This is a genomic window from Ramlibacter sp. MMS24-I3-19 (assembly GCF_050320135.1).
Taxonomy (GTDB): Bacteria; Pseudomonadota; Gammaproteobacteria; order Burkholderiales; family Burkholderiaceae_C; genus Ramlibacter.
Genome location: NZ_CP190017.1, coordinates 4,388,872 through 4,410,646 on the forward strand (window position 1 = coordinate 4,388,872; position 21,775 = coordinate 4,410,646).

At 71.3% G+C, this 21,775-nt stretch carries 20 protein-coding genes and 1 pseudogene; 17 read left to right on the forward strand and 4 right to left on the reverse strand.

The window, feature by feature from the left end; translation table 11 throughout:
• Positions 1-10 precede the first annotated feature (10 nt).
• From ACPWT1_RS21730 to ACPWT1_RS21740, 3 genes are read left to right on the forward strand one after another with little or no spacing between them, the layout of a single operon-like run.
• Positions 11-700, forward strand: coding sequence for a protein-L-isoaspartate O-methyltransferase family protein (locus ACPWT1_RS21730; RefSeq protein ID WP_427913208.1), 690 nt, complete (start codon positions 11-13; stop codon positions 698-700).
• Positions 700-1,035, forward strand: a complete 336-nt coding sequence (locus ACPWT1_RS21735) for a rhodanese-like domain-containing protein (protein WP_427913209.1) — start codon at positions 700-702, stop codon at positions 1,033-1,035. Before ACPWT1_RS21730 ends, ACPWT1_RS21735 begins: the two co-directional genes overlap by 1 nt.
• Before the next feature lie 40 nt (positions 1,036-1,075).
• Complete coding sequence (locus ACPWT1_RS21740; RefSeq protein ID WP_427913210.1) at positions 1,076-2,428, forward strand: TolC family outer membrane protein; 1,353 nt, start codon at positions 1,076-1,078, stop codon at positions 2,426-2,428.
• Positions 2,429-2,476: 48 nt separating this feature from the next.
• Here ACPWT1_RS21740 and ACPWT1_RS21745 read toward each other — a convergent pair whose 3' ends face one another.
• Entirely contained in the window at positions 2,477-2,833 is a 357-nt protein-coding gene (locus ACPWT1_RS21745; RefSeq protein WP_427913211.1) for a winged helix-turn-helix domain-containing protein, read from the reverse strand.
• 97 nt (positions 2,834-2,930) lie between these two features.
• Here ACPWT1_RS21745 and ACPWT1_RS21750 point away from each other — a divergent pair, with 97 nt between their 5' ends.
• The gene (locus ACPWT1_RS21750; protein ID WP_427913212.1) at positions 2,931-3,470 is read left to right on the forward strand and encodes a hypothetical protein; all 540 of its coding nucleotides are present in this window, start codon (positions 2,931-2,933) and stop codon (positions 3,468-3,470) included.
• 279 nt (positions 3,471-3,749) lie between these two features.
• Here ACPWT1_RS21750 and ACPWT1_RS21755 read toward each other — a convergent pair whose 3' ends face one another.
• The 3 genes and pseudogenes from ACPWT1_RS21755 to ACPWT1_RS21765 form a co-directional block, all read right to left on the reverse strand.
• On the reverse strand, positions 3,750-5,045 hold the full coding sequence (locus tag ACPWT1_RS21755) for a 3-deoxy-D-manno-octulosonic acid transferase (protein WP_427915612.1): 1,296 nt from the start codon (positions 5,043-5,045) through the stop codon (positions 3,750-3,752).
• 23 nt (positions 5,046-5,068) lie between these two features.
• Positions 5,069-5,988: pseudogene (gene waaC / locus ACPWT1_RS21760) on the reverse strand (lipopolysaccharide heptosyltransferase I).
• Between the two features lie 224 nt (positions 5,989-6,212).
• Positions 6,213-7,595 (reverse strand): phosphomannomutase/phosphoglucomutase, encoded by a 1,383-nt coding sequence (locus ACPWT1_RS21765; RefSeq protein ID WP_427913213.1) that lies wholly within the window; start codon positions 7,593-7,595, stop codon positions 6,213-6,215.
• Positions 7,596-7,709: 114 nt separating this feature from the next.
• Here ACPWT1_RS21765 and ACPWT1_RS21770 point away from each other — a divergent pair, with 114 nt between their 5' ends.
• The 13 genes from ACPWT1_RS21770 to ACPWT1_RS21830 all read left to right on the forward strand — a co-directional run bounded on the left by ACPWT1_RS21770 (position 7,710) and on the right by ACPWT1_RS21830 (position 21,762).
• Positions 7,710-9,206 carry a DNA-3-methyladenine glycosylase 2 family protein gene (locus tag ACPWT1_RS21770; RefSeq protein ID WP_427913214.1) on the forward strand — a complete coding sequence of 499 codons (1,497 nt, stop codon included), beginning with the start codon at positions 7,710-7,712 and terminating at the stop codon, positions 9,204-9,206.
• Positions 9,203-9,697: a methylated-DNA--[protein]-cysteine S-methyltransferase gene (locus ACPWT1_RS21775; protein WP_427913215.1), complete on the forward strand. Its 495-nt coding sequence runs from the start codon at positions 9,203-9,205 to the stop codon at positions 9,695-9,697. The genes ACPWT1_RS21770 and ACPWT1_RS21775 overlap by 4 nt, the downstream gene beginning before the upstream one ends.
• Positions 9,694-10,623 carry a DMT family transporter gene (locus tag ACPWT1_RS21780; RefSeq protein WP_427913216.1) on the forward strand — a complete coding sequence of 310 codons (930 nt, stop codon included), beginning with the start codon at positions 9,694-9,696 and terminating at the stop codon, positions 10,621-10,623. The genes ACPWT1_RS21775 and ACPWT1_RS21780 overlap by 4 nt, the downstream gene beginning before the upstream one ends.
• 265 nt (positions 10,624-10,888) lie before the next feature.
• The gene (locus ACPWT1_RS21785; protein ID WP_427913217.1) at positions 10,889-11,131 is read left to right on the forward strand and encodes a hypothetical protein; all 243 of its coding nucleotides are present in this window, start codon (positions 10,889-10,891) and stop codon (positions 11,129-11,131) included.
• Positions 11,128-12,624: a lipopolysaccharide biosynthesis protein gene (locus tag ACPWT1_RS21790; RefSeq protein WP_427913218.1), complete on the forward strand. Its 1,497-nt coding sequence runs from the start codon at positions 11,128-11,130 to the stop codon at positions 12,622-12,624. The genes ACPWT1_RS21785 and ACPWT1_RS21790 overlap by 4 nt, the downstream gene beginning before the upstream one ends.
• Positions 12,621-13,991 (forward strand): O-antigen ligase family protein, encoded by a 1,371-nt coding sequence (locus ACPWT1_RS21795; RefSeq protein WP_427913219.1) that lies wholly within the window; start codon positions 12,621-12,623, stop codon positions 13,989-13,991. The genes ACPWT1_RS21790 and ACPWT1_RS21795 overlap by 4 nt, the downstream gene beginning before the upstream one ends.
• Entirely contained in the window at positions 13,988-14,956 is a 969-nt protein-coding gene (locus tag ACPWT1_RS21800) for a glycosyltransferase family 2 protein (RefSeq protein ID WP_427913220.1), read from the forward strand. Before ACPWT1_RS21795 ends, ACPWT1_RS21800 begins: the two co-directional genes overlap by 4 nt.
• Positions 14,953-16,014 carry a glycosyltransferase family 2 protein gene (locus ACPWT1_RS21805; RefSeq protein WP_427913221.1) on the forward strand — a complete coding sequence of 354 codons (1,062 nt, stop codon included), beginning with the start codon at positions 14,953-14,955 and terminating at the stop codon, positions 16,012-16,014. The genes ACPWT1_RS21800 and ACPWT1_RS21805 overlap by 4 nt, the downstream gene beginning before the upstream one ends.
• Positions 16,011-17,201: a glycosyltransferase family 4 protein gene (locus ACPWT1_RS21810; RefSeq protein WP_427913222.1), complete on the forward strand. Its 1,191-nt coding sequence runs from the start codon at positions 16,011-16,013 to the stop codon at positions 17,199-17,201. Before ACPWT1_RS21805 ends, ACPWT1_RS21810 begins: the two co-directional genes overlap by 4 nt.
• Positions 17,198-18,883 carry an FAD-dependent oxidoreductase gene (locus ACPWT1_RS21815; RefSeq protein ID WP_427913223.1) on the forward strand — a complete coding sequence of 562 codons (1,686 nt, stop codon included), beginning with the start codon at positions 17,198-17,200 and terminating at the stop codon, positions 18,881-18,883. The genes ACPWT1_RS21810 and ACPWT1_RS21815 overlap by 4 nt, the downstream gene beginning before the upstream one ends.
• On the forward strand, positions 18,880-19,884 hold the full coding sequence (locus ACPWT1_RS21820; protein ID WP_427913224.1) for an NAD-dependent epimerase/dehydratase family protein: 1,005 nt from the start codon (positions 18,880-18,882) through the stop codon (positions 19,882-19,884). Before ACPWT1_RS21815 ends, ACPWT1_RS21820 begins: the two co-directional genes overlap by 4 nt.
• A 155-nt stretch (positions 19,885-20,039) precedes the next feature.
• Positions 20,040-20,993 (forward strand): hypothetical protein, encoded by a 954-nt coding sequence (locus ACPWT1_RS21825; RefSeq protein WP_427913225.1) that lies wholly within the window; start codon positions 20,040-20,042, stop codon positions 20,991-20,993.
• A 64-nt stretch (positions 20,994-21,057) separates the two neighbouring features.
• Positions 21,058-21,762 (forward strand): HAD family hydrolase, encoded by a 705-nt coding sequence (locus ACPWT1_RS21830; protein ID WP_427913226.1) that lies wholly within the window; start codon positions 21,058-21,060, stop codon positions 21,760-21,762.
• Positions 21,763-21,775 lie beyond the last annotated feature (13 nt).

Consider the following 21,775-nt stretch of genomic DNA (forward strand, 5'->3'; position numbering starts at 1 on the left):
CTCGCCTTCCATGAGCCCCCAGCCTTCCCTCGACCAGCTTCGCTTCAACATGATCGAGCAGCAGATCCGCCCCTGGGACGTGCTCGATCCCCAGGTCCTGGACCTGCTCTCCGTGATGCGCCGCGAGGAGTTCGTTCCCGCCGCCCACCGCGCCCTGGCCTTCGCCGACATGATGGTTCCCTTGCGTGGCACGCCGGAAGAGGCCATGCGCCTCGGCCAGGTGATGCTGGAGCCCAAGATGGAGGCGCGCCTGCTGCAGGAGCTGGACCCGAAGCCGCACGAGAAGGTGCTGGAGGTGGGCACCGGCTCCGGCTACATGGCCGCCCTGCTGGCCGGCCGCGCGCAGCGCGTGATCTCGCTGGAGATCGAGCCGGACCTGGTGCGCCTGGCGCGCGGGAACCTGCAGAAGGCCGGCGTGCACAACGTCGACGTGCGCGAAGCCGATGGCGCCCACGGCCTGCCCGCCGAGGGCCCGTTCGACGGCATCGTGCTGTCCGGGTCGGTCGCCGAGGTGCCGTCCGCGCTGCTGCAGCAACTGAAGGTGGGCGGCCGGCTGGTTGCCATCGTGGGCGAGGACCCCGTGATGCGCGCGACCCTGATCACCCGCACCGGGGATGCCAGCTACACGACGGCGCAGCGCTGGGACACGCTGGCCCCGCGCCTCCTGCACTTCCCCGAACCCTCCCGATTCAAGTTCTGATGATCGACCAGGTCCGCCCCGCCGATCTGGACGCCTGGTTCGCCGACCACGGGGGCGATGGCGTGGTGCTGGACGTGCGCGAGGCGCCGGAGCTGCGCGCCGCCAGCGTGCAGCCTGGCCCCTTCCAGCTGCAGTCCATCCCGATGAACGACGTTCCGTCGCAACTCGGGCGACTCGATCCGGACAAGCCCATAGCATGCCTCTGCCATCACGGTGCCCGCAGCATGCGGGTGGCGATGTTCCTGGCGCACAACGGATTCGGCACTGTCGCCAACATCGCGGGCGGCATCGATGCGTGGTCGCAGGAACGCGACCCGTCCGTGCCACGCTACTGAGAGTTCCAGAACGACGAAGACCGGAGAGGAGACGGAGATCATGAGACCCACGCGGCTAGTCCCCCTGGCGGCAGCACTCGCGGCCGCGCTCGGCGCCTCCGGCGCTTCGGCCCAGAGCCTGCTGGCCATGTACGAGGCGGCGCGGGCGCAGGATGCCGCGTGGCAGTCGGCCCGCGCGCAGTACGAGGCCAACCTCGCCCGGGCGGACCAGTCGCGTGCCGGCCTGCTGCCGACAGCCAACCTGTCCTCCAGTTACTCGCGCACCCAGGCCGACATCGTCGGCGTGCCGCCGACGCCGGGGATCTCCAACCCGAACTACTTCGGCACCCAGAACACCACCCTCAGCGCATCGCAGCCGCTGTACCGGCCGGCCAACTGGGCCACGTTCCAGCAAGGCAAGCGGCAGGCCGACCTGGCGCAGGCGCAGCTGATGGTCGCCGAGCAGGACCTCATCATCCGCGTGAGCCAGGCCTACTTCGACGTGCTGGCCGCGCAGGACACGCTCGCGTTCGTGCGCGCGCAGAAGGCGGCCGTCGGCGAGCAGCTGGCCAGCGCCAAGCGCAACTTCGAGGTCGGCACCTCCACCATCACCGACACGCGCGAGGCGCAGGCCCGCTACGACCTGGTGCTGGCGCAGGAGATCGCGGCCGAGAACGACCTGCGCGTCAAGAAGCTCGCGCTCGACACGCTGGTCGGCCAGAAGAACACCGACCCGGTCCCGGTGGCCACGGCCATCGATCTGGGACCTCCGCAGCCCGCCGACGTGGAGTCGTGGGTGACGCAGTCCGAAGACGCCAGCCCCGCCGTGCAGCAGGCGCGCCTCAACCTCGACGTCGCGAAGCTCGAGACCGAGAAGGCGCGCGCGGGCCACAAGCCCACGCTGGACCTGCAGGCCAGCTACTCGGTGATCCGCAACATCAACGGCACCTCCACCAACCCGCTCGCACCCAGCAGCACCCGTCCGGCCATCGCGCAGGCGGGCGTCGTGCTCAACGTGCCGATCTTTGCCGGCTTCGCCACCCAGAACCGGGTGCGGGAGACCGTGTCGCTGGAGGACAAGGCGCAGGCCGACCTGGAGAACGCGCGCCGCACGGTGGCGCAGAACACGCGCGCCGCCTACTTCGGCCTGGTCTCCGGCCAGGGGCAGGTGCGCGCGCTGGAAGCGGCCGAGGCGTCGAGCCAGAGCGCGCTGGATGCCAACCGCCTGGGCTACCAGGTGGGCGTGCGCATCAACATCGACGTGCTCAACGCCCAGAGCCAGCTGTTCCAGACCAAGCGCGACCTGGCGCAGGCCCGCTACAACGTGCTGCTCGGCCAGCTGAAGCTGCGGCAGGCCAACGGCACGCTGGTGCCGGACGATCTGGCGCGGCTGAATGCGCTGGTGGTGAAGTAACAGCCAAGCGCCGAAGGCGCGGGAGTCACGCAGAAGGCGCGGCGGCGCTCAACCGCCCTTTGCAGCCTTCACCAGGCACGACGACAACCGGTCGAAGTGCAGCATCGCGGCCTGAGTCAGGTCGACCTGCTTCCGGCGCGCGTCGTCGGTATCGCTCAGCATGATCCAGCCCTTGGCGCGCATGGATTTCAGGCGCGCGTGGATCGTCGTGGGGGCACCCAGTTCCGAACGCGCCATCAGGTCGCGCACACACAGCCGCTCCTGCTTCTGTCGCGCCGACGCCACCAGCGCGAGCACGCGCTCCTCCAGCGGATCGAGTGGCGGCAGCGACGGCAGCCCGCGGATCGCCTCGGCGAGCTGCAGGAACCGGAAATAGACGTCGGCGGGACGGGTACGTGGTGCCATGGGATGGGTGGGCCCCCTTGCGCGGGGACTGGCTTGTCTCTAGGCTGCGGCGAGCGCTCCAGAACCGAGAACGATCTTACAGCCCCGACGAGCGCCCGTGCGCCACCTGAAACTCCAACTTGCCATGGTGGCGGTCACGGTCGCCCTGTTCGCACTCGCGTTGGCCATCAACCACTGGCTGTTCGCCCGGCTCGAATTCGCGGCCGGCATCAACTGGATCTACCTGCCGGCCGGCGTGCGGCTGCTGGCCACGCTGCTGTTCGCCGAAGCCGGGGCGGTCGGCCTGCTGCTGGTGTCGTGGCCGGTCAACTTCCTCTGGTTCTTCCCCGACGACCCCGAGCGCGCCTTCGTGGGCGGCGTCATCGCGTCCGCCGTGCCCTACCTGCTCTACCTGGCGGCGCGACGCGTCGACGGCCTGCACGCCTCGCTGGCCAATCTCACGCCGGGGCGGCTGCTCCTGCTGGCGGTCGCCAACGCGGTGGCAGGGCCGCTGCTGCAGCACCTGTACCTCGCGTCGCGCGGACAGGCGCACCTGCTGCCGGGTTTCGTCGCGATGGCCACCGGCGACCTGGCGGGCACGCTGATCGTGCTCTATGGATGCCGTGCGGCCCTGCACGCCATCGCGCGGCCGCGTTGAATCCGCCTTGACTCGCCGGCGGCCAGCCAGTAGTCTCGGGCGGCTTCGTTCCAGAAATCAGATCGTTTTTCAAGCAGTCATGACGGAATTCGACAGCTGGCGCCTGGCCCGGCAGGAAGCCGAGCAGCTCCTGCAGAGCCTGACCGCGGTCCCTGCCACCCGCCCCGTGCCGGCCCCCCAGTTTCTCCCCAGCATCCCCTGGGAGCGTCCCGCCCGGGCCGCCCGCGCGGCCTTGCGCTGGTTGCGTGCTGGCGGGCGCTGAGGCGAACGCTTCGCCGATCAGGCGTGCGGCTCGCGCCGCGGATCGTGCACGAGCGCGAGGATCGCATCGGCCGTGCGCCCCGCCGCGCCCCGGTGCGCCTGCGCGAAGCGCGCGGCGAGCTCGGCGCGCTGCGCCCGGCGCGGCGCATCGCCCGCCAGCAGCGCGGCCTGTCGGACCCCATCCTCCAGCGTCTGCACGCGCAACGCCGCTCCGGCCGCTTCGGCCCGCTCGGACGCCTCCGCGAAGTTGAAGGTGTGCGGCCCCATCACCACCGGGCAACCGCAGGCAGCAGCCTCGATCAGGTTCTGCCCGCCGAGGGGCAGGAAGCTGCCGCCGAGCAGCGCGACGTCGGCCAGGCCGTAGTACTGCGCCATCTCGCCCAGCGAGTCGCCGATCCAGACGTCCGCGTCCGCAGGACCTTCGCCGTCGCTCCACGCACTGCGGCGGGACACCGACAGGCCCGCTTCCCGCGCCAGCGCCGCCACCTCGTCGAAGCGCTGCGGATGGCGCGGGACGACCAGCCAGCGCAGGGCGGCCATCGCCTTGTCCGAGGAGCGCCGCGCCCAGCCTGCGTGCTCGAGATCGCGCCACCCGGCCAGCACGCGGAAGAACGCGGCTTCCTCGCCTTCACGCGAACTGGCGAACATCACCACCGGCGTGTCGATGCGCTCTCGCCAGCGGCGCCCGCGCGCGATCAGTTCCTCGTCGGGGCGGGCGTCGAACTTCAGGTTGCCGAACACGCCGCTCACCTGCGCACCGACGGTGGCGAGGCGCTGCGCATCGGCATCGGTCTGGGCCCAGACAGCCGCCAGCGATCCATAAGCGGGCCGCGACAGCCGCTGCAAACGCAGCGCCTGTTGCAGCGACTTGTCCGAGAGCCGCGCGTTCGCCAGCGCCAGCGGCACGCCGGCGCGGCGGCAGGCATGGGCCAGGTTGGGCCAGACCTCGGTCTCCATCAGCACCCCGGCGCTGGGGCGGAAGTGGGCCAGGAACCGCTGCACGGCCCTGGGCGTGTCCCAGGGCAGCCAGGCCTGCACGTCGCCTTCGCGCAGCAGGCGCGAGCCCTCGGCCCGGCCGGTGGCGGTGCCGTGCGTCAACAGCAGGCGAAGTCCCGGGTCGCGCTCGCGCAGCGCCTGCACCAGGATCGCCGCCGCCCGCGTCTCGCCGAGCGACACGGCGTGGATCCACACCGCCCCGGGATGCGCGGGCTGCGCATAGCGGCCGAAGCGCTCGTCCACCGCCTCCAGGTACCCGGGTTCGGCCGCGCCGCGCCGGCGCAGCTTGCGCCGCAGCAGCGGCTGGGCGCCGTGCATCACCAGCGAATACAGGCGCCGGATCACCGGTCCGCCCTCGCCTGCTCCCACGCGTCCCACACCATGGCAAGCGGCGGCGTCGGCGCCGCGAACACGCTGCGCTGGCGGGCGGTCGAGGGGCCGGTGCGCCAGGCCGTGTCGAAGTTGTAGATCTGCACGTGCGGCAGGTCGAGGGCCACCGCGATGTGGGACAGGCCGCTGTCCACGCCGATCACGCCGGCGCAGCCGGCCAGCCGGTCGGCCAGCGCGCCCAGGTCCAGCCGCGGCCACACCTGTGCCGCCGGTCCGATCGCATCGGCCAGCGCCTCGCTGCGCGCGCGCTCGATGTCGGAGCCATGCGGCAGGCCGATGCCGTAGCCCTGCGCCACCAGCAGCCGGCCGAGCGCGATCCAGTGCGACTGCGGCCAGCACTTGTCCTCGCGCGAGGTGCCATGCACGAGGACGACGGTGGGACGATCGCCCGCGGGCGCCTGCCCCGCGCGCGCAGCCCGTACTGCAGCGTGGCCGGCACCTGGTAGCCCAGGGCGGCGGCACACAGCTGGCGCGAGCGCTGCACGGCGTCGATGCGCACCGGCATGCGCACCGCCACATCGGCCACCCAGCGCGTCGGCCGCTCGTAGCCAGCGCCCTCGGTGCGGTTGCCGAGCGCATACCGCTTGCCCTGCGCGCTCAGGCGAGCAGCGCGAGCAACCAATGCGGACTTGGTGAGCCCCTGCAGGTCCAGCACGGCGTCGTAGCGGCGCTCGCGCAGTCCGTGGCGGAACTCGCGCCACTCGCTGCGCGTGGCCGAGGACAGCGGCGTCTTGCTCCAGCGCCGCAGGTCGCAGGGGATGACATCGCGCACGCCCTCGCAGCGCTGCACCAGCGGCGCGAAGCCGCGCTCCACCACCCAGTCCACCTTCGCGCCCGGCGCGCAGGCCAGCACGTCGTGCACGGCCGGCATGGCGTGCACGACGTCCCCCAACGACGAGAGCTTGACGATCAGGATGTCCACTGCGCGGATTGTCGCCGGGGGAGAAAGTCGGACTACCGAACGCGAAAGACGCAAAAGCTACGCAAAAGAACGCAAAAGGGAGAGGAATCCTGAAGGGAGGACCTTCAGACGTCTCCTTGGCGTCTTTCGCGAACTCTTGCGTGTCTTGCGTTCAAGAGTCCGCTCCTGCGTTCTCAGTGAGCCGCTTCCGCGAACTGGGCGTCGGGCTTGACGCTGCGCAGCAGCGCCAGCATCTCGCCCTCGATGCGATGCAGTGCCTCCTGGGTCTGTCCTTCGAACCGCAGCACCAGCACCGGCGTGGTGTTGGAGGCGCGCACGAGCCCGAACCCATCGGGCCAGTCGACGCGCACGCCGTCGATGGTGGAGATCTCGGCCGGGGGCGCGAACTTCGCCTTGGCCATCAGCTCCGCGACGATGCGGTGCGGCTCGCCCTCGGCGCACTTCACGTTCAGCTCGGGCGTCGAAAAGCTGGTGGGCAGCCCATCGAGCACGGCGCTGGGGTCCTTCTCGCGCGACAGGATCTCGAGCAGCCGGCACCCGGCGTAGGTGCCGTCGTCGAAGCCATACCAGCGTTCCTTGAAGAAGATGTGGCCGCTCATCTCGCCACCCAGCGGCGAGCCGATTTCCTTCATCTTCGCCTTGATCAGCGAGTGGCCGGTCTTGTACATCAGCGGCGTGCCGCCGGCCTCGCGGATGGCGGGCGCCAGGCGCTGCGTGCACTTGACGTCGAACAGGATGGTGCCGCCCGGCACGCGCGAGAGCACGTCGCGCGCGAACAGCATGATCTGGCGGTCGGGATAGATCGTGTTGCCGCCGCGGGTGACGATGCCCAGCCGGTCGCCGTCGCCGTCGAACGCCAGGCCCAGTTCGGCGCCGCTGGTCTCGAGCGCCTTCACCAGGTCGCGCAGGTTCTCGGGCTTGCTCGGGTCGGGATGGTGGTTGGGGAAGTTGCCGTCGACCTCGCTGAACAGCTCGATCACCTCGCAGCCGATCGCGCGGAAGATGCCGGGCGCCGACGCACCGGCGACGCCGTTGCCCGAGTCGACGACGATCTTCATCGGCCGCGCCAGCTTGATGTCGCCGGCGATGCGATCGCGGTACGGCGCGAGGATGTTGACGTTGCGCACCGTGCCGCCGCCGTCCTTTCGCCAGCTCTCCTGCTCCATGGTGCGGCGCAGTTCCTGGATCTCCTCGCCGTAGATCGCGCGCCCGGCCAGGACCATCTTGAAGCCGTTGTAGTCCTTCGGGTTGTGGCTGCCCGTGACCTGGATGCCGCTGTGGCACAGCGTGCTGGCCGCGAAGTAGAGCATCGGCGTCGTGCAGACGCCGACGTCGATGACGTTGACGCCGGCGGAGGTGAGGCCGCGCACGAGCGCCGCCGACAGCGACGGGCCCGAGAGGCGGCCGTCGCGGCCGACCGCGACAGTGGTCTCGCCCTCTTTCAGCGCGGCCGTGCCGAAGGCGCGGCCCAGCCCTTCGGCCACCTGTTCCGTGAGGGTGGACGGCACGATGCCGCGGACGTCGTAGGCCTTGAAGATCGAGGACGCAACTTGCATGTCGTTCGGTTCCCTGGGGTGCTGGAAATGAGCCGGTGATTCTAGTGGGCGCACCCCGCAGGGACATGTCCGGAAACGGCCAGTCCGCACCGATGCGCTCCTTATCATGGCCGCATGTCCAGCGAGCCCGAGACCCTGCAGCCCGACGCCTGCTACCTGGCGCTGAAGGCCCGCGACGCGCGCTTCGACGGCAGCTTCTTCACCGGCGTCACCTCCACCGGCATCTACTGCCGGCCGGTGTGCCGCGTGCGCACGCCCAAGCGCGAGAACTGCCGCTTCTTCGGGCATGCCGCGCAGGCCGAGAGCGCGGGATTCCGGCCGTGCCTGCGCTGCCGTCCCGAACTGGCGCCGCATGCGCCGCGCTGGTCGATCCAGGACGCGAGCGACATGCTGGCCCAGCAGGCCGCGCAACTGCTCGACGAGCCGGAAGCGTGGCACGACGCGCCGCCCTCGGTCGAGCTGCTGGCGCGCCGCCTCGGCGTGAGCGACCGACACCTGCGCCGCATCTTCGAAGCGAGCCTGGGCGTCTCGCCGCTGCAGTACCTGCAGACGCGGCGCCTGCTCACGGCCAAGCAGTTGCTAGCCGACACCGACCTGCCGATCACGCAGCTGGCGCTGGTCAGCGGCTTCGCCAGCGTGCGCCGTTTCAATGCCGCCTTCCTGCAGCACTACGGCCTGAGCCCGGGGCAGCTGCGCCGGGAAGGCGGCCGCGCCGGCGAGGCCGTCGTGCGTCTCGGCTACCGGCCGCCCTACGACGTGCAGGCAATGCTCGCGTTCTTCGGGAAGCGGTGCGTCGCGGGCATCGAGTTCGTCGGCGAGCGCGAACTCGGCCGCACGCTCGCGCTCGAAGCCGGCGGCCAGGTGCATGCAGGCTGGCTTGTGGCCACGTTCGACGAGGAGCGCCACCAGGTGGAGCTGCGCACCAGCGACACGCTGCGGCAGGTCTTGCCGCTGGTGATCCGCCGGGTGCGCGCCTTGCTGGACCTCGATGCCGACCCGCTGGCGATCGGCTCCGTGCTGCACGCCAGCTTCCCGGACAGCGACGGCCTGCGCGTGCCGGGCACCACCAGCGGCTACGAACTCGCGGTGCGTGCGGTGCTCGGGCAGCAGATCACGGTCGCCGCCGCGCGCACGCTGGCGCAGCGCCTGCTGCAACGGTTCGGCACGCCGCTCGACACGCCCTGGCCATCCCTCACGCACTTGTTCCCGCCAGCGCAGGTGCTCGCCGCGGCCGAGGGCGACGCCCTCGGGCAGCTGGGCATCGTGCGGCAACGCCAGGCCGCCATCGTCGCCATCGCGCGTGCCGTCGCCGAAGGACGCCTGCAGCTGCATCCGGGCGCCGACGTCGCGGCCACGCTCCAGGTGTTGCAGGCCTTGCCGGGGATCGGCCCGTGGACCGCGCAGTACATCGCGATGCGCGCGCTGCGCTGGCCCGATGCGTTCCCGGCCGGCGACGTCGCGCTGCACAAGGCGCTGGGCGTGCAGGGCAGCCGGCAGGCCGCGCGCGATGCCGAAACCGCTTCACAGGCCTGGAAGCCCTGGCGCAGCTATGCCGTGATCCGCGCCTGGGCGCGTCTCTCGCCACCAACCCAACCGGTCGCAACAGCATGAAAATCCATCCACATCCCGTGGCCGCGCGCCACATCTCCGCGCTCGGGCCGGTGCTGCTCGCCGCGACATCGCAGGGCCTGGCCGGCCTGTGGTTCGAAGGCCAGCGCCACCATCCGGACACCGCCGGCTGGCCACTCGACGCCTCGCATCCCGTGCTCGTGGCTGCAGCGGCGCAACTCGACGAGTACCTCGCGGGACAGCGCACGACCTTCGACCTTCCGCTCGACCTGCAGCACGGCACCGTGTTCCAGCAGAGCGTGTGGCGCGCGCTGCTGGCGATCCCCCACGGCGCCAGCACCAGCTACGCCGAGCTCGGCCAGCGCATCGGCGCACCCGGGGCTGCGCGTGCGGTCGGCGCGGCGGTCGGCCGCAACCCGCTGAGCGTGGTGGTGCCGTGCCACCGCGTCCTCGGCGCGGGCGGTGCGTTGACGGGCTACGCGGGCGGGCTGGACCGCAAGACGGCGCTGCTGCGGCTCGAGGGCGCGCTTTGACCGCGCACAGCCGCGGTCCGCAGGCCTGGGTCGTGGACTTCGTGCTGCTGGCCGCCATCTGGGGCAGTTCGTTCCTGTTCATGCGCCTTGCGGTGGTCGAGTTCGGCCCCTTGCCGACTGCGTTCCTGCGCGTGGCCATCGCCACGGTGTTCCTGCTGCCCATCGTGCTGTGGCAGGGACAGGGCGCGGTGCTGCGCACGCATTGGCGCGCGATCGGCGTCGTCGGCCTGCTCAACTCGGCGCTGCCGTTCGCGCTGTTCGCCTTCGCGCTGCAGACGATCACGACAGGGCTGTCGGCGATCCTCAACGCCACCGTCCCGCTGTTCGGCGCGCTGGTCGCCTGGGCCTGGCTGCGCGACCGGCCCGGCGCCGTTCGCGCGCTCGGCCTCGTGATCGGCTTCGCGGGGGTCGCCATGCTCGCGTGGGACAAGGCCAGCTTCCAGCCCGGGGCCAGCGGCCCGGCCAGCGGATGGGCCTTGCTGGCCTGCCTGGCGGCGACGCTCTGCTATGGCATCGCGGCCAGCGCGACGAAGAAGCACCTCACCGGATTGCCGGCGCTGGTCACCGCGACCGGCAGCCAGCTGGGCGCCAGCGTGTGCCTCCTGCTCCCCGCGTTGTGGAGCTGGCCCGCGACGATGCCGGGCTCGCGCGCCTGGCTCGCGCTGCTGGTCGTCGGCGTGCTGTGCACCGGCGTGGCCTACATCCTCTACTTCCGCCTCATCGAGGAGACCGGCCCGGCCCGCGCGCTCACCGTCACCTTCGTCCTGCCCGTGTTCGCCGTCTTCTATGGCGTGCTCTTCCTGGGCGAGACGGTGACCCCGTGGATGCTGATCTGCGCGCTGGTCATCGTTGCGGGCACCGCACTGTCAGCAGGCCTGATCAAGCTGCCCACCCTCATCAAGGGCAGCCCGGGTCGAGCGCGCTGATTCCCCTCCGCCGGACTTCGTCATCTGATCAACAAGCCACTCGGCGATCGCGCGGCGATCACCGGGTGAATGAGTCATAGCCCCTTCGGGCCATGACTCCTCCGGTCGCGGTAACCCCTCTGCAGGACCCCTTGTTTGAGAATGATCTGCATCGACGGAATCGCCAGGGACTAGAACGATGCGAGCACTCATTCCCGCCATTGCCTTGTGTGCCGGACTGCAGGCGGGCGCGGCCCCGCCGGCGGCCCCTCACACGGCCGTGGCCATGAACACGCCCATGCAGGGCGAACTGCACGCGCAGCTGGGCGCAACGCCCGATGACGTGCGCGCGACCCAGCGGCACGGGGACGCGATGGTCGTCGCCACCAGCCTGCAGACGACACAGGCGCCGGCCCATGCGTCCGGCACCACCGAAGAACGCAGGCCCACCACGGCTGCAATGCTGCTGGCGGCACTGGCACTCATGACGGGCATCGCCCTGCGTCGATGGGGTGCCGGCCAGCAATGACAGTCCGACCGCTGCGCTCGCTCGCCGAGCGCGCCTTTCGCTGGAGTGCGCTCACGACCATCGGGCGCTTCGCGCTGCAGCTGGTCGCCCAGATCACGCTGGCCCGCCTCCTCGGTCCCGACAACTACGGCGTGTACGGCATCGGCATGGTGGTGCTGACCTTCGCCGCCTTTCTCTCGGGCAACAGCTTCAGCTACATCCTGATGCTGCAGAAGGAGATCGACGACGAGGATGTGCGCTTCGCCTTCACGTGGCAGGTGATCGCCGGCGCGGCGTGCGCCGTGCTCATGGCCGCCACCGCGCCCTGGATCGCGCAGTTCTTCGGTGACGCACGCGTCGAGTCGATGGTGCGCTGGATGGCGGTGGCGTGCCTGCTGCTCGCCCTCACCGGCCCCGCCACGTCGCTGCTGCAGCGCGACCTGAACTTCCGCGCGCTGGGCCTCATCCAGCTCGTGAGCTATGGCATCGGCTACCTCGCGCTCGGCGTGCCGATGGCACTGGCCGGCTGGGGCGCCATGGCGCTGGCGGGGGCCTGCGTGGCCCAGGCCGGTGTCGCGATGGTGGCGAGCTATGCAGTGCGGCCTCACGCCGTGCGGCCGCTGTTCCGCCACCGGCTCGCCACCGAGACGATGGACATGGGCCGAACCGTGTTCCTCACCAACGTCGTCAACTGGCTGCTGACCAATGTCGACCGGCTGCTGATCGGCCGCGTGCTCAACGCGCAGTCCGTCGGCCTGTACAGCGTCGCCTACAACCTGGCGTCGATTCCCAACACGCTGCTGATCGGCGCGCTGCAGCCGACGTTCCTCGCCACGGGGGCGCGCATGCAGGACGAGCCGCGGCAGCTGGCGCAGGCCTGGCTCACGATGCTGGCGTGCATCGTCGTGTTCGTCACGCCGGCCTCGGTGGTGATGGGACTGCTGGCGGGCGACCTGGTGCAGGTGCTTTACGGGTCCGCATGGCGCGATTCGGGCTGGGTGATGTCCCTCCTCTTCTTCTGCGTGCCGGCCTGGGCCTGCTGGGGCCTGTCGACGCCGGTGCTGTGGAACACCGGCCGCAAGCACCGGGAGGTGCTGCTGCAGCTGCCGCTGCTGCTGGTCGCCGCGCCGCTCTGGTGGTATTTCGCGCCGCAGGGCATCCGCGCCATCGCGGTGGTGTCGGCCGTCGTGGTCTTCGCCCGCGCCACGGTCATCGTCTGGGCCGGCCTGCTCGCCCTCGACGTGAGGCCCGCCGCACTGCTGCCCTTCGTGGGCCGCGGCCTGGTGCTCGGCGGGCTGAGCGCCGCGGCCGTCGAAGTGGGCCGGCATGCGGCCATCTCGCTGAACCATCCCATCATCACGCTGCTGTGCGGCGGCGCGCTGGCGACGGTGGCGGTGTTCGTGCTGGTCGTCGCGCGCCCGCAGGTGCTCGGGCCCGAAGCGCGCGCCGTCCTGTCGCGCGCCCTGCCCGGCATCGGCCCGCGCTGGAGCGCAACCCCGGAGGCCCGCCCGTGAACCGGTCCACGCACAAGTCCGCCCCCTCGGGTGGCTTCCTCTACTGGATGTTCCCAGCCATGCTGGCCGTGGGCGGGCTCGGCGTCCTGCTGTCCAACCGCGACCTCACGCAGGCGTTCCAGCACCTGGAGGAGACGGCCCAGTCGATCGCCGACCCGGTGCAGAACCCCATCGTGATGTGGGTGCAGCGCGCGGTGTCGCTGCTGCTCGTGGCCGGCGCGCTCGAACGGCTGGCCAGCCACTTCGGCCAGCGCCGGCCGGTGCCGTCGATCGCACTCACCGGGGCCTTCCTCTTCTTCTGGCTGACCACGGTGCTGACACCGGGCCTGCTCGGCGCGCATCCGGTGCTCACCCACGAGTACGTCTACTCGCTGCTGTTCGGGCTGGCCGTGACGATGACCATCCCCGAGGACCGCGAGCGCATCCTGCGCGCGTCGCGCGATGGCCTGTTCGTGTTCATGCTCGCCGGCCTCGTGCTGATTCCCTGGAATCCCGTGCTGGTGCTGGACTCCTCGTATTCGCAGGGCCTGCTGCCCGGGGTGCCGCGGTTCGGCGGCCTGTCGGCGCACCCGGTGATGATGGGCATCCTGTGCCAGACCGCCCTGCTGCTGCTGTGGGCGCGTCCGTACGAGCGCCGCTGGCTCACAGTCTGCGCCTGGGTGCTCGGACTCGGCGTGCTGTTCTTCGCGCAGTCCAAGACCGCGTGGCTCGCATTCCTCATCAGCGCCAGCTGCATGGTGCTGGTGCGCAAGGCGCCCGGCTCGGTCGAGCGCCTGGCCGACCCGCGCGCCAATTCGTTCGGCGTGCTGTTGCTGCTGGGCGTGATGGCCGCTGCGATCGTCGTGCTGGTGGGCGTCGTGGTGTTCGACGTGCCCAGCATGGTCCAGGATTTCTTCGGCACCAGCGAAGGCGCGCAACTGGCCTCGCTCACCGGCCGTGACCGCATCTGGGTCGTCGCGCTGGACGAGTGGCACAACAACCCGGTGTTCGGCTACGGCCCGACGATCTGGGACAACGAATACCGCCAGGCCATCGGCATGCCCAACGCCACCCACGGCCACAACCAGATGATCGACACGCTGGCGCGCTGCGGCACCGTCGGCGCGGTCGGCCTGGTCGTCTACGCGATCGTGCTGATGGTCATGGCCATCCGCTATGCACGCGCCACCCAGGGCCTGTCCCTCGCGATGTTCCTCACGCTGGCCCTGCTGTCGGTCAGCGAGGTGCCGCTGCTGCTGGTCGGCTACGGCATGGACGTCTTCGCCCACATGCTGCTGCTCGTCACCCTGGCGGGCGCGGCCGCTGAACAGCGCCGGCCCCACGTGGCACTGGATCCCATCGAGCCCACCTTGAGGACCGCCTCATGAATTTCTCCGTCGTCATCCCGCTATACAACAAGCTGCACTACGTGCGCAGCGCCGTCCGCTCGGTCCTGGCCCAGACCATTGCTCCCCTCGAGGTCATCGTCGTCGACGATGGCTCCACCGACGGCAGTGCCGAGGCCGTCGCGTCGATGGGCGATCCCCGCGTGCGTCTCGTGCGCCAGCCCAATGCCGGCGTGTCGGCGGCCCGCAACCGCGGCATCGAACTGGCCCGCGGCGACTGGGTCGCCTTCCTCGACGCCGACGACTGGTACCACCCCGAGATGCTGGCCGCACTGGCGCAGGCCCACCAGGCCTGTCCCGACGCCGACATGCTGGGGGCAGGCTTCCGCACCATCCCGCCGGCTTTCGGCGCCGATCCCGAAGCCTGGCCGGTGGCCGAGTCGTTCTACGAGGTCGAGGTGGTCGACGACCTGCGCGTGCGCTGGATGAAGACCGCGCCGTTCTGCACCAGCAGCGTGGCCATCCGCACCGACCTGCTGCGCCGCATCCAGCCCTGCTTCGTTACCGGCGAGCACCACGGCGAAGACCTGGACCTGTGGTTCCGCGTCGGGGACATGGCCCGCGTGGCCGTGGTGAACGCGCCCTTCGCCGCGGTGCGCGTGCTGCCCGACAGCCTGTCCACCCGCAACGCGCGCCACACGATGCCCGCGTTCCTGCAGCGCATGCAGCAGCGGGCGCTTTCGGGCGAGATCCCGGCGAAGCACCGCCGCTCGGCGCTCTGGTTCGTCGGCCAGATGCACGTCACGCTGGCGCGCGACGCGCTCGACGCCGGCGACCGCAAACTGGCCCTGCGCTGGCTGGCGGGCGGCCGCCGCGTGGCGCTGACGCGCCGCTGGGCGCTCACCGCGCTGATGGCGCTGTTCATGCCGACGCACGTCGCGGGCAGCTGGCAGCGCTGGCGCCTGCGCAGCGCGGAGGCGTTCTCGCCGGAGGGCCCTTCGCAATGACCACCGAAACCCATCCCTGCCGCGTCTCGGTGGTCATCAAGGCTCTGAACGAGGAGCCGAACATCGCGGCGGCAATCGAGAGCGCGATCATCGCGCTGCACGAGGTCGGCGGCGAGGTGATCCTGGCCGACTCGTGCTCCACTGACGGCACGGTGCGCGAAGCCAGCCGCTTCCCGGTGCGCATCGTGCAGCTCGCGCGCCAGGCCGACCGCAGCTGCGGCGCGGGCCCGCAACTGGGCTACCAGCACTCGCAGGGCGAGTACGTCTACATCATGGACGGCGACATGAAGATGGTGCCGGGCTTCCTCGAGCAGGCCCTCACCTTCCTCGCCCAGCATCCCGAGATCGCCGGTGTCGGGGGCCGCGTCGTCGAGCTGAACCAGGAGAGCCTGGAGTACCGCGAGCGCAGCGAACGCGGGCGCCGCCTCGAGGCGCATCGCGCCCCCGGCCAGGTGGACCGCCTCGATGGCGGTGGCCTGTACCGCCGGCGTGCCATCGAGGAGGCCGGCTACATCTCCGACCGCAACCTGCACAGCTACGAGGAATTCGACCTGGCGGTGCGGCTGCGCGCGCTCGGCTGGAAGCTGTGGCGGCTGCCGGCCGACGCCGTCACCCACTACGGCCACGACGCACCGCCCTACCAGCTGCTGCGCCGGCGCTGGAAGAGCCGCTATGCCTGCGGGCTGGGCGAACTGGTGCGCGGCGCGCTCGGCCAGCCGCAGATGAAACTGGTGCTGCGCGGCGTCCGCGAACTGCGAATCTACGTGGCGGTGCTGGCCTGGTGGGCCGTGCTGCTGTCCGCTCCCCTCTGGCCGCTGGCCGTGGCCGAACGCGCGGCGCTGGTGCTGGCACTGGCTGCCGGCCCGCTGGCGGTGATGGCCTTGCGCAAGAAGTCGCTGGCGCGCGCGGTCTACTCCGTGGTGTCCTGGTGCGTGCAGGCCGCGGGCCTGGTGCGCGGCTTCTTCACGCCGCGCCAGCCGCCCCGCGCGCTGATCCCGAGCCTGGTGCTGCAGGAGCCGAACACGGCGCAGCACAAGGGCCAGGAACTGTTCTCATGACCCAACCGATGGAATCTCCCGCTTCCACTGCCTTCGAGCTTTCACCAGCGCCACGGTCCGCGCAAACCAGCACCGAAGGCCGCTTCATCTACATCGCCGTGCCCTGGACGCCGGTGGGCGGCGGCATGTACAAGGTGGCCGACTACCTGATCCAGGCCCAGCAGGCCGGCCCGCACGGGCCCGTGCTGCGTCCGCTGGACACGCGCGGCAGCGGCGGTGCCGCGGCGTCGCTGGTGCAGGTGGTGCGCGCGGTCGGACGCCTCGTGCGCGACCGCTTCAAGGGCCGCGTCGCCGGCGTGCACGTCAACATGGCCGAGCGCCTTGACTTCGTGCGCGAAGCCATCGTGCTGGCCGCCTGCAAGCTGCTGCGCATCCCGACGGTGCTGCACCTGCACGCCGCGCAGCTGCACCACAGCTACCGCGAGTTCCCCGCGCCGCTGCGGGCGGTGGTGCGCTGGGTCTTCTCGCTGCCGCAGGCCTGCGTGGTGCTGGGCCGGGTGTCGGCCGATTTCGTCACGCGCGAGTTGCGCGTGCCGCCGGAGCGCGTCGAGATCGTCATCAACGGCGTGCCGCAACCCACGGTGCCGCGGCGCACCGAACAGTCCGAAGTGCCCCAGGTGCTGTTCGTCGGCAACCTGTCCGAACGCAAGGGCGTGCCCGAACTGCTGGAGGCGCTGGCACACCCGGCCCTCGCCCGCGTGCCGCTGCAGCTGACGCTGGCCGGCGGCGGCGACATCGACCGCTTCCGCGACCGCGCGCTCGAACTGCGCATCGGCTCGAAGGTGAACTTCCACGGGTGGGCGACGCAGGACCAGGTGGCGCAGCTGCTGGCGCGGGCCGACGTGCTGGTGCTGCCCTCGCACGACGAAGGCCTGCCGCTCGCGATCCTGGAGGCGCTGGCCCACGGCGTGGCCGTCGTCTGCACGCCGGTCGGCGAGATCCCGCACGTGCTCTCGCATGGCCACACCGCCTGCTTCGTCGAACCCGGCGAGCCGGCCAGCATCGCGCGTGGCCTGGCCCAGGTGCTCGGCGACGCGCAGCAACGCGAGCGGCTGGAACGCAAGGGCCAGGCGCTGCACCAGGCGCAGTTCTCGCTGCGGCATTTCGCCGCCAGCATCGCGCGCATCCACCAGCGCCAGTTCGGCCTCTCTGCCCAGCTGCCCGCGTCGATGGAGGAGCCGCGGTGATCGAGAACGCCAACGCCGTCCCGCGCGGCACGACGGTGCAGGCCGACGTCTGCATCGTCGGCGCAGGTGCCGCCGGCATCCCGCTCGCGCTGTCGCTCTCGGGCAAGGGCATGTCGGTGCTCCTGCTGGAAGCGGGCGAGCGCACCCAGGACCCGAAGGCCCAGGCGCATTACGAAGGCGAAGTGGCGGACGAGCGCATGCACAGCCCCGTGCACCGGTACCGCCTGCGTGGCCTGGGTGGCTCCACCAGCCTCTGGGGCGGTCGCTGCATGCCCTACGACCCGATCGATTTCGAGGAGCGCGCGTGGGTGCCGCACAGCGGCTGGCCGATCTCCTACGAAGGCCTGCTGCCTTACTACGCACGCGCCAACACCTGGGCCGAAGCCGGCGTCTTCAGCTACGACGCGCGCCAGGCCCTGCCCGACGCGCCCCCGATGTTCGCCGGCTTCGAGAGCCCGATCGTGCGCACCGACGGGCTCGAGCGCTTCTCGTGCCCGACCGATTTCGGGCGTCGCTACCGCAGGCGCCTGGAGGTCGCGCCGGACGTGCGCGTGCTGACCGGCGCCCACTGCACCGGCGTGCGCCTGGATGCCGCGGGCGCGCAGGTGCGGGCCCTGGACGTCGCCACCATCGCCGGCAACCGCTTCCACGTGAACGCGCGGGCCGTGGTGCTCGCCGGCGGCGGGCTCGAGACGGCGCGGCTGCTGCTGCACTCCACCGACGTGGCGCCGCAGGGCGTGGGCAACCAGTTCGACGTCGTCGGCCGCTACTACCAGTGCCACATCGCCGGCAACGTGGGAACGCTCACGATCCACGGCCCGACGAAGAACGTGCGCCACGGCTACGAGGTGGCGCCCGACGGCGTGTACTGCCGCCGGCGGATGTCGATCGACGCCGCGGTGCAGCGCAAGCACGGCCTGCTCAATGCCGTGGCGCGGCTGCACTTCCCGAAGATCACCGACCCGTCGCACCGCAGCGGCGTGCTGTCGGGGCTGGTGCTCGCGCGCAACCTGATCAGCTACGAATACGGCAAGCGGCTGCGCGACAGCCAGCCGGCGTCGGCCGGGACGATGGCGCAGCACCTGCTGAACGTGGTGCGCGACCCGTTCGACACCGCCGGCTTCCTCACGCATTGGCTGCGCAAGCGCACGTTCGCCACCCGCAAGTTCCCGTCGGTGATCCTGTCCAACCGCACCAACCGCTTCAGCCTCGAGGTGCAGGGCGAACAGCAGCCGCTCGCATCGAGCCGCGTGCAGCTCACGCGCGAGGCCGATGCGCTGGGCATGCGCAAGCTCAAGGTCGACTGGCGCTACTGCGCGGCGGACATCGAGTCGGTCGCCCGCACGCTGGACCTGCTGGCCGGCGAAATGGAGCGCACCGGCGTCGGCCGCTTCGAGTACGACCGCGACGAGCTCGAAGGCGACCTGATGCGCTACGGCGCCTACGGCGGGCACCACATCGGCACCACGCGCATGGGCACGCAGCCGCGCACCAGCGTGGTCGATGCGGACTGCAAGGTGCACTCGGTCTCGAACCTGTACGTGGCTGGCAGCGCCGTCTTCCCGACCTCGAGCCAGGCCAACCCGACGCTCACCATCGTCGCGCTGGCATTGCGGCTCGCGGACCGCCTGACGCAGCGCCTGCAGCCGCGGCGCGCCGCGGCCGAGGAGGTGTTCGCATGAAGGTGCTGGTGCTCGGCGCCACCGGGTATGTCGGCTCGCGGCTGCTCACGCTGCTGCGCGAGTCGGGATGGACCGGCGCGGTCGGCGCCTCGTCACGTGCCCGCGGGGAAGGCCTGGTGCGCGTCGACGTGCGCGATGGCGCCGCGCTGGCCGAGGCGCTGCGCGGCATGGACGCGGTCGTGAACTGCGTGGCCGGCGATGCGACCTCGATCGCGCAAGGGGCGGAGTTGCTGGCGCAGGCTGCCGCGGCTGCCAACTGCCCGCGCATCGTGCACCTGAGCACGATGTCGGTGTATGGCGCGCGTGAAGGCGTCGTGGACGAACACGCGGAGCCCGGTCCGCTGCTTGGCTGGTACGACCGCGCCAAGCGCGAGGCCGAGCGCTCGCTGCTCGGCTACACCGCCCAGGGCGGCATGCTCGTGATGCTGCGGCCCGGCTGCGTGTGGGGCGCGGGCAGCGAGCTCTGGGTCGCACGCGTCGGACGCTGGCTGCGCAGCGGTCGCCTCGGCGATCTCGGCGAAGGCGGCGACGGCTGGTCCAACCTGGTCCACGTCGACGACGTGTGCGTCGCGATCCTGCGCGCGCTGCAACTGCCGCTGGCGCAGGGCGCCTCGTGCACCTACAACCTGGCCTCGCCCGACAGCCCGCGCTGGAACGAATACTTCATGGACCTCGCGCGAGCCATCGAAGCCACGCCCGTGCGGCGGCTCGGGTCGCGCCGCACCTCGCTCGACGCGCACGTGGCCGGTCCCGTGCTGCACGTCGCGCGCAAGCTGCTGAAGCGAGCGGGCCGCCTGGGACGCGCGATCCCCGAGCCCATCACGCCGGGCCTGCTGGGACTGTGGCAGCGGCACCTGCACCTGGACGCGCGCGCCGCCACGCGCGACCTGATGCTCGACTGGACGCCCTACCCCGTCGCCCTGAGCGAGGCGGCCGCGTGGTTTGTGCGGCAGGAGAGCCTCGAGCGCGTGAAGGCGCACGCGTCCCTCATCCCGGGCTAGCAGGACGTCCGCGAACCCATCCGCCGCAACTGGGTGACGGATGACTGGCACAACCACTCGCTGCAGGGCTGGCCCACGCTGCAGAGCTTTCAGCGGCTGAGCCTCCGCCGCACGGACGAAGCGCCGCCCCGGCCCGTGGCTACACTCGATCGCCCATGCCAGACACCGGCGATCCCTCTCCTGCCCCGGGCGCCGATGCGGCCCACCTGGCGCGGCGCATCGGGCAGCTGGCCGCCACGGCGCATTCGGGGTTCGCTCCCGCCATCGCCCGCCTGCACCGGTCCTTGCACCAGCTGCTGGCCAGCGACGCGAAGCCGCTGCTGCGCGCCCTGCAGGACATGCAGCATGCTGTGGCCGACGCACAGTGCCATCGCCCGGGTCCCCGCTGGCTGCGCTGGCTGCCCTGGCTGGGGTCGGGCCCGCGGGCGGAACTCCAGTACCGCACCGATTGCCGGGAAGCCCTGGGCACCCGCGGCGCGGTCACCGAGCACGCGCGGGCCCTGGCCGGCGTTCACCGGCCCCAGTCGGCGGAAGCCGCCCGCCAGCTGTCGCAGCTGCTGGAGGTGATCGACGCGATGGACGTTCCGCTGCACGAGGCGCAATCCCTGCTGACCACGTGGTGGGACGACGTGCGGACCCAGCGCCCCGATCCGCAGGACCAGCCGGCGGTCGACCAGCTGCGCGCCATGGTGGCCGAGGTCGACACGCACCGGACCCTGGTGCAGCGACTCGAGAGTGCGTGCTCCGCGGCCCGGGACGTGGTGCGCATCGGCCGCGCCGTCGTGAGCGGCCGCGACACGCTGCTGCGGCTGCTCGACGCCAGCTTCGACCGCTGCTGGGACGACTGGCGGCTGCGCGTGCAGCCCGCGCTCGGCGACGAAGCTGCACCCGATCCCGAACGGGTGGTCGACATCGCCAGCCGCGCCGCGCCGGCCCGGCGCGCGCTGCTGCAGCGGCTGGAACAGGCACGGGCCGAATGCACGCGGTTGCAGATCGACGAACAAGCGCTCGCGCAGGCACTCGCCCAGCTGGGCGAGCAGTTGGCGGCGCTGGGCGACCGTCCCATCGGCGACGAACCCACGTTGCCCGGCATCGTGCCGCGCAGGTGAGAGGGCGCCCCTTCCCGCTTCGCAGGCACCCACCCATCTGCACTTCATCACGGGAGCACGGGCCTTGAGCGGAACGCTGGACTGGAGCGCCATCGACCTCGTGGTCTTCGACGTCGACGGCACCCTGTACGACCAGCGGCGCCTGCGGGTCGCAATGCTTGGCCACCTGCTCGCCGAGGCCTTGCGCTCGCGCAGCCTGGACACGCTGCGCATCCTGCGCACGTTCCGCAAGGTGCGCGAGGCTCTCGGGGAGGAGGCCGGCGCGGACTTCCTCGCCGAGCAGTACGCCCGCACGGCGCAACGCCACGGCCGGACGGCCGCCGAGGTGCAGGCACTGGCCACCGACTGGATGGAGGTGCGCCCGCTGCAACGGCTGGCCGCGTGCCGCTATGACCACGTGGACCGTGTTTTCGCGGGCCTGCTGTCTGCGGGCAAGCAGGTCGCCGTGTTCTCCGACTATCCCGCCGCCGCGAAGCTGCAGGCCCTGGGCCTGCAGGCGCACCCCATCGTGTGCGCGACCGATGCGGACGTCGGGCGGCTCAAGCCCGATCCGCGCGGGCTGCACAGCATCCTGCAGTCCACGGAAGTGCCGGCCGCGCGCACGCTGATGATCGGCGACCGATTCGACCGCGACGCAGAGGTTGCGCGGCGTGCCGGGGTGCGAGCGCTCATCCGCTCGCCACGGCCGCACCCCGAGGTCGACACCTTCCGCACCTATGCGGACCCGGTGTTCCAGCCCCTGCTGCTGGGTACGGCCGTCGTCGCGTGAAAGCTGCTGCGCC